Annotated in this window: 9 protein-coding genes; 4 read left to right on the top strand and 5 right to left on the bottom strand. The window is 38.3% G+C overall.

Going from position 1 to position 13142, the window contains the following annotated elements; genetic code table 11:
• The first annotated feature begins 174 nt into the window (after positions 1–174).
• The gene (locus tag OSO01_RS14600) at positions 175–786 is read left to right on the top strand and encodes a TraR/DksA C4-type zinc finger protein (RefSeq protein ID WP_147211179.1); all 612 of its coding nucleotides are present in this window, start codon (positions 175–177) and stop codon (positions 784–786) included.
• Positions 787–917: 131 nt separating this feature from the next.
• Here OSO01_RS14600 and OSO01_RS14595 read toward each other — a convergent pair whose 3' ends face one another.
• Positions 918–1793, bottom strand: a complete 876-nt coding sequence (locus OSO01_RS14595) for a DUF6574 domain-containing protein (RefSeq protein WP_147211178.1) — start codon at positions 1791–1793, stop codon at positions 918–920.
• Between the two features lie 627 nt (positions 1794–2420).
• Complete coding sequence (locus OSO01_RS14590; RefSeq protein WP_147211176.1) at positions 2421–3773, bottom strand: S1C family serine protease; 1353 nt, start codon at positions 3771–3773, stop codon at positions 2421–2423.
• Between the two features lie 260 nt (positions 3774–4033).
• On the opposite strand from OSO01_RS14590, the gene OSO01_RS14585 reads away from it, so the two are divergent.
• The 3 genes from OSO01_RS14585 (at position 4034) to typA (ending at position 8481) form a co-directional block, all read left to right on the top strand.
• Positions 4034–4723, top strand: a complete 690-nt coding sequence (locus OSO01_RS14585) for a response regulator transcription factor (protein ID WP_147211175.1) — start codon at positions 4034–4036, stop codon at positions 4721–4723.
• A 2-nt stretch (positions 4724–4725) separates the two neighbouring features.
• Complete coding sequence (locus OSO01_RS14580) at positions 4726–6093, top strand: sensor histidine kinase (RefSeq protein ID WP_147211173.1); 1368 nt, start codon at positions 4726–4728, stop codon at positions 6091–6093.
• Between the two features lie 567 nt (positions 6094–6660).
• Entirely contained in the window at positions 6661–8481 is a 1821-nt protein-coding gene (gene typA / locus OSO01_RS14575) for a translational GTPase TypA (RefSeq protein WP_147211171.1), read from the top strand.
• Between the two features lie 93 nt (positions 8482–8574).
• On the opposite strand, the gene OSO01_RS14570 is transcribed toward typA, so the two are convergent.
• The 3 genes from OSO01_RS14570 to OSO01_RS14560 form a co-directional block, all read right to left on the bottom strand.
• On the bottom strand, positions 8575–9261 hold the full coding sequence (locus tag OSO01_RS14570) for an LrgB family protein (protein ID WP_147211169.1): 687 nt from the start codon (positions 9259–9261) through the stop codon (positions 8575–8577).
• Positions 9254–9622, bottom strand: coding sequence for a CidA/LrgA family protein (locus OSO01_RS14565; protein ID WP_147211168.1), 369 nt, complete (start codon positions 9620–9622; stop codon positions 9254–9256). Before OSO01_RS14565 ends, OSO01_RS14570 begins: the two co-directional genes overlap by 8 nt.
• 185 nt (positions 9623–9807) lie before the next feature.
• On the bottom strand, positions 9808–13017 hold the full coding sequence (locus OSO01_RS14560) for a YhgE/Pip domain-containing protein (RefSeq protein WP_147211166.1): 3210 nt from the start codon (positions 13015–13017) through the stop codon (positions 9808–9810).
• Positions 13018–13142 lie beyond the last annotated feature (125 nt).

Here is a 13142-nt window from a genome sequence, read left to right as displayed (position 1 = left end):
TTTGCGAAACGCAACTATTTTCAGTTAATATGATTTCAGAATTTTACATAAAAATATTCTCGTTTAACTTGGCAACGATTGCCTTGCATTGAATCATGCAGGATACATATAGTATAAAATGATTTCACAATAAAACAGTAGTTGCTTATGAATGTATAGAGGGGGAGGAGAACAATGACGATTAATATAAATCAGCTGAAGAAGCGTATTCTTGCAAGGCAGGAAGAATTAATCGAAAAAATAAATCAAGAGACAGAGGCAATATATGAATTCAGTCAAGAAGTATCAGGTGAATTATCTAATTACGATAATCATCCCGCTGATACTGGGACTGAGCTCTTTGACAAAGAGAGGGACAGTGCTTTACGAAGGCTTGCAGAATCAGAGCTGGAAGAGATAAACAATTCTCTGCACGCTATGGAGGAAGGAACGTATGGTATCTGTAAGATGTGTGGAGGAAATATTGATCCAGAGCGCTTAGAAGCTTTGCCGACTGCTGATTGCTGTGCGGAGCATGCGGAGAAACCAGCATATCATGGAGATACACCACCCAAAGAGGTATTTAAAGGCAGGGATGATGGTGGAGAAAATAGCTGGGAAGACGTCAAGCAGTATGGCACATCCAGTTCTTCGATAGAGTATGCAGGGAATTTCAATGAATTTGGAGATGAAGAAGAAAGGGAAATTGATGTAGAGGACTTTCTAGCGGCAGATATTGAGGGGAAGTATACAGGTGTGATGCCTAATCATGAGGCATATGAACAGAGAATTGACGATGAAGAATAAGGCAAAAAGTGCTGGAAAACCAACTGGATTAGATAGCGAACCAAAAACTGCTCCTCAATTTGTATAGTAGAGGAGCAGTTTTTGGTTCACAAAAGATAAAAAAATAAATGATTGCTACTAATAAAAGCAATTTAGAAAAATGGGAAGGAGCTCATCACACCATCAAATATAGCAAAAAATAACGTTTGCAGTAGCAGATAATAGCCTGAAATAAGCTGTATTAAGTAAACAACCATAAGTGCGTATATCTTATCAATTTCTCTTGGAAGAGACTCCATTAATACATAAGCCGGTATAATTAAAATTGGTGCAAGCATAGCCAAAAGCATGACATAAACCATGAAGTCCAGACCGATAACAGCGAACAAATACCCTGCAAGAAAAAGCACTGAATAAGGAAAAAGATAGCCGCCTGTTTTTGCAGTTGTACTAAAGAAATTGTCCTGGCTCCCCATAAGCTTTCCTGTGCCGTAAATTACTGCGACAGATATAATAAAGAATAGTAAGAATTTAAGAAAAGGCACCAAAAAAGATTCCACAAACGGTGGTGATGAGGAAGAAATTTCATTAAGTGTAATGTACAATATGATAGTATATAAAAGGGCTGTTAATACAATTGTTATTGCTCCGGAAATCCAGCTTTGTTCTGTAAGGCTTCTTGCTTGCCCGGGGGACTTCAGCTGATTAAGCGCGAAACGACCAAATCCGCCTGATGCCTTTTTAACTGCTTCTCCCAAGTCATTCATTGTGTAAGGCGTTGTTTCTGGCTGCTGCTGTTGAGCAGTTTGACCAGCTGTTTCTGCAGTTGGCGCTGCCTGTTCTTGACTGGGCTGTGCGTTTGCAGCTTCATATGTCTGTTGTGCCTGAACAGGCTCATTCGCCAGTTTGACAGCTTCTACAGGTTCAGCGGGTTCACTTGGCGTGGTTTCCTGCTGGCTTAAAGGCTGCCCGCATTTCGTACAAAACTTTCCTTCCTCCGTTTCTTGATTACATGATGGACAAATCAAAAAATCACTTCCTTTCAAAATAATTCGACAAGATAAGATAAATCCTGCTTTAATTGTTAATTATATATGAACTTTAGGAGGAAAGGTAGGGGTTATTGGATTGATTTTCTTATTAAAGACGATGTTAAAATAGACTTTTTTGAAGAATAAGAAAGAATATAAAAATGCTGAAGAATAGCCACTCCAACGGTTTTCATGGGATAAATAATCGCAAACTCAGAAATATACTACGCTTTCCGTAGGCCCCGAGCTTATCTCCTCGAAAAAAAAGAAGAGCACTTTTTTCTGTGGAGGCATGCAGGACGTATGTCAGTTCGGTGCCTGAGACAGGACGTCGCGAACTTAACCGAACTTTCTTTTCTGTGTTCTGCGCTTACTCGTCCCATCAGAAAGCGACTTCCCGTAGCGGACATCTCCTTGGTAAGAACACCATCGTTTTAAAGACCAAGTGACTTTCTAGGCTTTTCTTACATAATTCTCTATTCAGCGTATCCTATGCGCGGAAATCAATATTATTCTGAAAAAATGATGCATTAAAAAAGCGGCATGCAGAGCTCTGATTTGCTCCTGTATGCCGCTTCTAATATTTCTTTAAATATCTGTTACGCTTCTTATTCTAACTTTGCATTAAGATTCATTTGTTTGAAGCTCATCCATTTTTAACGTAATGGAATGTACTTCACCATCACGTATAAATTCGATTTCTACATGCTCACCAGCCTGTCCTTGAGCATAAAGCTCTTTTCTGAGATCAATTATAGATTTGACAGGATTTCCATTGATTTTGGTAATGACGTCAAATTGTTGCAGATTAGCATTATCTGCTGGAGAATTTGGCTGTACATTAGCAACAACCATGCCGCCTTCTACATCTTCAGGAAGCTGAATTTCCTGCTGATATTCTGCCGGTACTTGACTTAATGGTGCAGTAGAAATACCAATCAACGGACGGGAAACCTCACCATCTGTTTCGAGTTTTTCAATGATTGGGAGAGCTTCGTCAATAGGAATGGCAAAGCCAATACCTTCTACTTGACTTTGAGCAATTTTCATAGAGTTTATTCCAATAACATCACCGTTTGAATTAACTAATGCTCCACCGCTGTTACCCGGGTTAATTGCTGCGTCTGTTTGCAGAACTTCAGTTACCCAGTCAGCAGCACCGTCTCCATTTGTATCTACCTCTACAGAACGATTTAATCCACTGATTATACCTTTTGTTACACTATTATTAAAGTCCATTCCAAGAGGGTTTCCAATAGCAAGTACTGTTTCTCCCACTTGTGCATCTTCACTGGATCCTAAATTGGCTACCGTATCTACATATTCACCATCAATTTCAAGAACTGCTAAGTCTGTTAAAGCATCCGTTCCTAGCACTGTTGCATCAACCTGATGCTCTTCATCCAGAGCCACTTGGACTTGCTCAGCACCTTCTACAACGTGGTTATTCGTGATAACATAAGCTTTTCCATCCTCTTTTTTATAAATGATTCCAGAGCCGGTTCCAGCTTCCTGGCTGCCTTCCCACAGGTTTTGCTGCTGCATATTGATGACTCCAACCACTGCTTTTGATACCTCAGAGACATCAGCGGATACATCAGCATCATCAGAAGCCAGGGTAGGGATGACTGAATCCGATGACTGTTCGGATGCTGCGCTTTGTTCTCCCGTCGGGTTTATCGTATCACCAGAAGCTGACAACAATTGATTTCCCAGGAGCATGATAACAAGTATGGCAGAAACAATTCCTCCAAGTGCTCCGCTAAAAAAACCGCGGACCCAGCCTTTAGAAGTTTTTGGTCTTTTTGATTTTTTTTCTGATGAAGCAATATATGTTGTTTGCTGTTCATTTGTCGAATCTTGCTCTGATCTATTTTCTTCAATTGTCGATGCTTCATCATCCGGATGAGTATCTTTATTTTCTATCCCACCCGGTACGTGTTCATTTTTTTCATTTTGATAATCATTATTACTCATTGTAAAGCACCTCCAAGTTATTTGATTTATCTTTATTATAGTGGGTATCGTGGGAAATCCTTTGGTATAATTGTGTAAAAACTGTGTAATCTTGAACTTGATTTGTCATTGGAAGTATATTCATGTAAAAATAGATAGTGTAAAATGAAATTTTATGAAATTTATGCGTTTTTTCAAACTATAACTATATCCAGTATGCAGGCCTTATTTGCAGGAAAAGAACTTCCAGTTTATATTGTATTTGAAGAGGTGAAGAACATATGTCATACCATATCGGTTTGATAGAAGATGATAAAAACATACAAGATATTGTCGTTGCTTATTTGAAAAAAGAAGGATACCAGGTAACCGTATTAGATAATGCAGAAGATGGCTGGACATTATGGGAAAACAACCCTCCTGATATGTGGGTATTAGATATTATGCTCCCGGGGATGGATGGTTATGAATTTTGCAAAAAGATCAGGAATGAAAGTGATGTTCCAATTATTATTATTTCAGCTAAAGATGAAGAAATTGATAAAATCCTGGGCTTAGAGCTCGGAGGCGATGACTATTTAACAAAGCCGTTTAGCCCTAGAGAATTAATTGCCCGTATTAAAAGGCTGTTCAAACGGGTCCAGCCAAAGTCTATCATGGATAAGGAAGCTGATGACCGTGTCAAGGTGGACCAGCTCCTTGTTTATAAGAATGAGCGCAGGGTATTTTTTGAAGGGATAGAGTATGAAACAACTGCTAAGGAATATGATATGCTGCTTCTTTTAGCAGAGAATCCCAACCGTGCTTTTTCCCGTGAGGAATTACTGGTAAAGGTATGGGGTGATGATTATTTTGGCAGTGACCGGGCTGTGGATGATCTAATGAAACGAATCCGTAAAAAGATGGAGAATATTCCTCTTGAGACAGTATGGGGATTCGGCTATCGTCTGAGAAAAGATGAGGAAGCATAGCAATGAAATTACAATCACAATTAAATGCTGCTTTTACAGCATTGCTTCTTGTAATCATGACAGCTGCAGGCTTAGTTATTTATTCGCTCGTTTTAGATGTGTTAATTCAAGATGAGCAGCGCCAGCTTGCAGAGACGGGAGAATTATTGATTAATTTTCTTTCAGAATATGATGATGCAAGTGAGTACCGGAATATCAATGACTTTTTACAGGATCAGGATTTACAGCTGTTCTTGTATGACCGGAATTTAGATACGGTTTTATTTTCTACCATGTCAATTTCTGTAGTAAATGAATTTTTCGATGAAAATAACTTTGAAGATAATGAAGAAACATTGTGGCAGCATGGAAATGACCGTTTCGTAACACAAAGAATTATATTTTCCCCGGAGCAATCGGGGCTGGAATTAATCTTATTAACGCCGATCAATGATTTAAGAGCTGTACAGCAAAACTTTTTCTTCCGGCTGGCATGGGTATTTTTAATCGGAGCATTAGCCGCAGTTATTTTAAGCTATTTTATGACGAATAAACTGGTTACGCCATTGTCCCTGCTGAAAAAAGAGCTGAAAAAGGTGGAAAATCGGCAATTTGATCAAATGAAACGAATTCGGGCAAGCGGTGAGATAAAAGAAGTAGAGCAGACTGTCTACGATATGGCACAGACACTGGAGCAATATATGAAATCACAGCAAACCTTCTTCCAAAATGCGAGTCATGAGCTGAAAACCCCCTTGATGACGATTCAAGGCTATGCAGAAGGAATTCGTGACGGTATTTTTGATGAGGAGGACGCAGAAAAAGGCTTAGATGTTATGGTAACGGAGGTCAGTCGGCTGAAGAAAATTATTAATGAGATGATTCTGCTTGCTAAATTAGATTCTCAGCCTGATGTGTACGAAGAAACAGAAATTGACGTGCAGACTTTCGTTGATGGAATTTTGAGTAAAGCATTGCCAATCGTCAATGAAAATAAACTGAAGCTTCAGCAGAAGGTGGACGGTTCGATTACGGTCTATGCTGACGAAGAAAAACTTTTGCGAGCTGTTACAAATGTGGTATTTAATGCTATTAGATATGCTCATGAAGAGGTATCTATCCATGTGTATAAGAAAAAGAATTACATCTTCTTTGATATTGAGGACGATGGAAAAGGAGTTTCCGAAGAAGATATGGATAAAATCTTCCATCGATTTATCAAAGGAAAAGGCGGAGAGACTGGATTGGGTCTTGCTATTGCCCGGGCAATTATTGAACAGTCAAATGGAAAAATATACGCTGGAAAATCCAAAAAATTAGGCGGGGCAAAATTTACTATGTGCCTCCCTGTACCTAATAAAACTAAAGGAAATAAAAAATTAAAGTCGTAAAGAATTAAGAAAAGACTTCTTTCTATGCCTAATCACCAGGCGGGAAAGAAGTCTTTTCTATAAAATTATTCAACAGGGAAAAGTTCAAGAATTTGCTTTTTCTTTTTGCCATTTCCTCAAATTATAAAGAATTTCAATAGCAAAAAGAATAATGAAAAAAGCTATAATCATTGTACTATACATTGTTGAAAAGCTTGATAGGAAAAAGATAATGAGTAGTCCAATAACTATAACAGGAATAGACCATAAATTTCTTTTTAATCTGCGTCGATAGCTTAGCCGGTAATAGTTAAATACAAATCCATGGTCTTTTTTTCTAAGTTTTTACTGGAAAGAAACATGATAAAAGAGACAACTGCTGCAGCAGCTCCGGGTATCAGTATATCTTTCCACATAGAAACCACCCTTTATTATTTATTATTTGAATTATAACACAGGGTAATGCTGTCATAATAATTAATAGGAAACGGACACATATTAAAATAAAAAAATAATTTTACATTATTCTTCAAAATATGATATAATAAATTGGTTTTACATTCGATATGTTAGAGGAGCGTACTATTTATGCAATTAAGAAATGATATTCGTAATATCGCAATTATTGCACACGTTGACCACGGGAAAACAACATTAGTGGATCAGCTATTAAAATATTCTGGGACTTTTCGGGAAAATGAGCACGTAGATGAGCGTGCGATGGACTCTGGAGATATAGAACGTGAGCGCGGGATTACAATCCTGGCTAAAAATACAGCTGTGAAATATGGAGATTCGACAATTAATATCCTTGATACACCGGGTCACGCCGACTTTGGCGGTGAGGTTGAGCGTATTATGAAAATGGTTGACGGTGTTGCCTTAGTCGTTGATGCTTATGAAGGAACTATGCCGCAGACGCGTTTTGTATTGAAAAAAGCTTTAGAACAAAAATTAACGCCAATTGTGGTATTAAATAAAGTAGACAGACCTAATGCACGGCCAGAAGAAGTTATTGATGAAGTATTGGATTTATTTATTGAACTGGGAGCGGATGATAACCAATTAGAATTCCCGGTTGTATATGCTTCTGCATTAAACGGAACGTCTGGTTTAGAGCCGGAAGATCAGCAGGAAACAATGGATCCAGTGTTTAAAACTATTTTGGACCATATCCCGGCTCCAATTGATACTAGAGAAGAACCATTACAATTTCAAGTAACTTTATTGGACTATAATGATTATGTGGGACGTATCGGTGTTGGCCGTGTTGTCCGTGGAACTATTAAAGTAGGACAGCAGGTTGTCGTTTTAAAAGAAGACGGATCACAGAAATCCTTCCGTGTTTCCAAACTATTTGGTTTTATCGGGTTAAAACGGATTGAAATTCAAGAAGCAGTAGCAGGAGATATCGTGGCACTTTCAGGTATGGAAGACTTGAATGTCGGTGAAACAGTTTGTCCGGCAGATCATCCAGATCCACTTCCTTGGCTGCGTATTGATGAGCCGACACTGCAAATGACATTTGTCGTAAACAACAGTCCGTTTGCAGGAAAAGAAGGAAAATATATTACTTCCCGCAGAATTGAAGAGCGTTTGTTAAAACAATTAGAAACCGATGTAAGCTTACGTGTTGATCCAACAAGCTCACCAGATGCCTGGACTGTATCAGGACGCGGAGAACTGCATCTATCTATTCTTATTGAAAACATGCGTCGCGAGGGCTATGAGCTCCAATTGTCTAAACCGGAAGTAATTATTAAAGAGATTGACGGTGTTAAGTGTGAGCCGATGGAGCGTGTACAAGTGGATGTTCCGGAAGAATACACAGGAGCCGTGATGGAATCTCTGGGAGAACGTAAAGGCGAAATGCTTGATATGTCTAACCAGGGTAATGGACAGGTTCGTATCGAGTTCAAAGTGCCGTCTCGCGGACTTTTAGGATATACAACAGAATTTATGTCACAAACACGCGGTTATGGAATCATTAACCATACGTTTGAAGCATTTGAGCCTGTTATTAAAGGACAGGTTGGCGGACGCCGCGAGGGTGTGCTTGTAGCACTTGAAAATGGAAAAGCTTCTACTTATGGAATTATGAATTTAGAAGATCGTGGGGTTATCTTTATCACTCCAGGTACGGAAGTTTATGCCGGTATGATTGTCGGAGAACACAACCGTGAAAATGACTTAACCGTTAATATCACGAAAGAAAAGCACTTAACTAACGTGCGGTCAGCAACGAAAGACCAGACATCAACAATCCGTAAAACAAGAGATATGTCTCTTGAAGAAGCATTACAATATTTAAGTGATGACGAGTATTGTGAAGTTACACCAGAATCTATTCGTCTTCGCAAAAAAATCTTAAATAAAAATGAACGTGAAAAAGCAGCTAAGAAAAAATAAGCAAAAAGCCGTGCAAATCTCTAACATAAGATTTGCACGGCTTTTTTTATGGATAAAAAACTAGATAGGTTTTCAAAGCATGCTGAATGTGCGTTACATAATAGCTAAGAAAATAGGGACGAGAAAAGAAACAAACACTGCGCTGATCGTCATCGATAAAACACTGATAGCACCCTCTATTTTTCCGTTTTCTAGTGCTTTTGCGGTACCAATGGCGTGGGAAGCAGTTCCGAAACTGAGTCCTCTGGCAATGGGATGCTGGATACGGCAAATTTTCAAAATAACAGGTCCAAACATTGCCCCGCTGACACCAGCTATCATGACGAAAACTGCTGCCAGTGAAACATTCCCTCCTGCTGTATCTGTAATACTGATGGCAATCGGAGCAGTTACAGATTTAGCTGCAACAGATTGGATCAGCCAGCTTTCAAATCCAAAGAGCTTTGCTCCCGCTATTCCGGTAAGAACGCCGGTCAGAGAACCGGCAAATATACCGATACTTATTGCCCCTGCGTATTTTTTTATTAAATGAATCTCCCTATATAAAGGAACTGCCAGAGAAACAACGATTGGGCCAAGAAAAATATCTATCCACTGACCGCCAATCATAAAGGTTTCATAAGGAATTCCTGTTAAAATTAAAAAGATGACAATACTGGCTGTTGACAGAAAAATCGGCATCGTAAACGGACTGGGCTTCATACTGTACATCTTCTTTGAAAATTGATAAAGGATAAAAGCACCTGCAATAGTAGCTATCCCGGTAAAGAAGCTACTCATAGGATTTCACCTCTTTTTTTAATAGGAAGTTCGTTATTGTTCCACTGACACCGATAACAAAGAAGGTACTTATGACAACTAATAAAATTATAAGACTGCCTTTTCCATAGAAAAAGCTTAAGTATTGAACAACTCCAACCGTAACCGGGATAAAGAAAAAGGGAATATCTTTTAAAAGAAAATCAACTCCAGTTTGAACCCACACTAAAGGAAGGATTTTTAAAAACAGCAGACAAAAAAGCAGCAGCATGCCAATCAGGCTGCCGGGAATGCTGAGAGAGAAGTATCCTTGAATAAGCTGACCAATAAAATTAAAAAGAAATAATACACTAATTTGCAAAATCATTATGAAATACTTCACAATAAACCTCCGTTGTTATTTTACATTTTCAAACCGGCAAAACAAAGCTGCTTAAAAAAGAAACGATACTTATCATTTTATTATAAAACCTGGTATTGTAAAAGAGAGTAAGTCATTTCATTGCATAAAAAACAGCTCGACGTTTAAAAAAACTTGTCGAGCTTGTTTTAATTTATTTTTAAAGATTAATCAACCATATTACTTTTCTTAGTTTTTACATATGCTTTATGAACACGAGGTGCAATCCATGGCCGGAATGTATATCCTAATAGAATGAAGATAGCCGGGAAGATGGCGAGTATCAGGAATCTGTTAAATACAACTGACCATACAATTCCTCCGGTTGCTTCCCTGAGAATGTCGATAGCATACGTGAAAGGAAGGAACGGGTGAATTGCCTGGAAAAACTCCGGCGCTACCTGAATAGGAAACATTCCTCCACCTCCTGATAATTGCAGAATCATAAAGATTATCGCAATCGCCTTTCCGACGTTTCCAAATAAGGAAACCATCGTGTAGACAATAATCATAAATGCCAGCGCAATCAGAACACTAAAGAGTGTAAAGAAAGCTGGGTGTGCCATATAAGCATCCAGTATAAAGATATTACCAAGTGAAACAATCACTGCCTGTAAAACAGCCACTATTAAGAATAGAGCCATCCTGCCGAGATAAATATCTCTTAAGCTGAATTCCTCTCTATTTTTATCCTTCAGTTCTGTTGTAACCAGGTTACAAAGTAATAATGCACCAACCCAGAGTGCAAGTACGGTATAAAATGGTGTATTGGCAGAACCATAGTTTGGAATGGGGAAGAGTTTTTCTTCATCCAGCTGTACCGGACGTGAGAAATACTCTGTTTCATCGCTTAAATCATTTTGCAGTGCAGAAATCAATTCTTCAATAATTTGATCATCTTCCATCTGCTTGATCCGGTCATAGGCATTTTGAATATCTTCTTTGTAGCCCGGCCAATCATTGCGGATGAAATCTGCCATTTCAGCAATTGCTTCCTGAGCCTCTGGTAAATTATCTTGAACAAGTGAATTTAAATTTTTATACTGCTCAATTAAATCATCCATATCATTGGTAACAAATCCAGCTAGATTATTTACTTCATCCTCTAAATGCGGCATATCATTTTGGAAAAATGAACTTGCCATATCCACGCCATTTTTAAAGTCGGGGAAGTATTGATTTACGGTATCAGATACATCGCTGAACTGCTCTTCATAGTATGGTAAATTTTCATTTAAAAGGTTTAAATAATACTGTGAATCATTAATTATGGTTGAAGCCTGAGATAAATAATCAGAAGCTAAGGCTGTATAATTCAAAGCAGCATCTAATTTTGAATCTGCATCATTTAATTTGTTTTCCAAAGTAGTGAACGCATTGTTCATAAAGGGATTCAATGTATCCTCGTTAAAGGATTGCAATGATTCTAAATTAGTTATCGCATTGTCTTTCATATCTTCTAATTGATTAAGGTCAAAATCATTATTACCCAGAAAATCAATTAACTCATTTAAGTTGGAACCATTATTTTCAAGCGCATCTTGAATCTTTTCTAATTCCTCTTTGTTTTCAGGAGCCTCGAGTAATGCAAGTGAGTCCTGTGTACTTGTAACGGAAGATTGAAGACCTTTGATACTTTCTTGAACAGCTTTAATCTGTTCATTTGCATATTCCTCCGTCTCCGGATTTTCCTTCATGGCAATTAATGTAGGCAATGCACGGATATTACTTATTGCCAGGTCGATATTTTGATCTAACACGGTTGAAATTTCATCAAAGGCTTTGACAGTATCTTCATGAAGATCATTAATTACATTATCAATTTCCTCATCACGCTGCTGTGTATCCTCTGCAGTATCTTCCGTCTCTTCACCATCCTGCTGCGTATCTTCTCCAGAATTGTCATTGCCTTCTTCATTGTTTGATGTGCCTGGGACAAACTCAGCATTTGCTAAATCTTCTTTAGTATTATTGAATGAAGCCTGATAATTGGCTATTGCCTCATTTAAATTATTTATATCCTCCTCTGTAAAATTATCTTCTTCTAATTTTGTAAGCATGTCATCTAGACCGGCAGATAGTTCGCTTCCCTGCTCTCTTGCAGCATCTGCAGAGCTGCCTAATTTTTCAATAGATTCATTTGGCTCTATAGAATTAGAATCACGAAGCTCCTCTAGAATATTCTCAATTGTATTTTGAGAATCACCGACGGAATCCTTTACGTTATTTACAAAGTCTGGTGTAACAGATCCTTCTGTACCAAAATCAAAAGAAGGAAGACCATTAATTATCTTTTCAGCGTCGTTTATTTGATTGTTAATAAGCTCTGCAACATCGTCTTTTGCCTGCTCTGCTTCATCTAATGTATCCTGAGCCTGGTCCACCTGATCCTGATAGTCGTGAATCTGATTATTAATTTCTGGAATACGTGCTTGCACGTTCGATAACGTATCACCGGCAGTAATACTCGCTGCATAGGCATCCTGCAGTCCCTGATTAATTTCAGGGAAGTATTGCTGAATAGAACTGATTCGAGTTAGCGCATTTTCGATATCAGGCATTGCTTGATTTAACTCAACAACAGCACTTCCCATCCGATTTATATCATCCAAGTGGGATTGAGCAGTCAGAATTTGATCTCCGCCTTCTCTGATGTTTGACTCATACTCTCCAAGACTCTCCAGTTTATCAGCATAGCCCTGAATATTATCATGGTCATCGTCTAACTCGACAATAAGATCGCCGGCTTTATCAATATCTTCAATATGGTCATGAAGATTATACACAGCGTTTTTAATTTTTTGCAGCGTAGGCAGATTTTGTTCAAGCTCAATTCCTGCATTATTAAATTCTTCCAGCAATGTTTTTGCCGTAGTCTGCACAAATTCATCATTAATGGTTTCTGTGATTTGCGTTGCTCCGGCACTGGTCATTTTAGGAGCGATTGCATTGACTTTTTCATTCACCTTATATTGAACGATCGCACTCCGTGGTTCGTCATTAAGTATACTGACTACATCTTCGGAGAAGCTCTCAGGGATATGGATGGTTGCAAAATATTCCCCTTTATAAACCTTTTCGTCTGCTTCTTCAATGGAATCACCGAATTGCCATCCTAATGAATCATTCTCTTTTAAGTTTTCTACCAGTTCGTCTCCCATATTTATAGATCGGCCCTCTACTTCTGTGCCGGCATCGTCACTGACTACGCCAATTTTGATTCCTTGTGTATTGGAGTATGGATCCCAGGATGCTTTTATATTAAACCAAGCATAAAAAGAAGGGAGGATCGCTAATCCGATAATCAAAATAAGAACAGAAGGTACACGAATGATGTTTTTCATATCTTGTTTTGTAATTTTAAAAGCTTTTTTCAAAAAAATTCTCCTCTTTTCTCAAACAAAAATATAGCAACGTTTTTAATAGACCGAGTAATCGCAGGTCTCATTATTTAATGATTAATCAAGAAATAGCTGTGTACAGTTCAGGGTGCCCGAAAACT

The sequence above is a fragment of the Oceanobacillus sojae genome, assembly GCF_007991515.1.
GTDB lineage: Bacteria > Bacillota > Bacilli > Bacillales > Amphibacillaceae > Oceanobacillus > Oceanobacillus sojae.
This window is presented reverse-complemented; position numbering and strand designations above follow the sequence as displayed.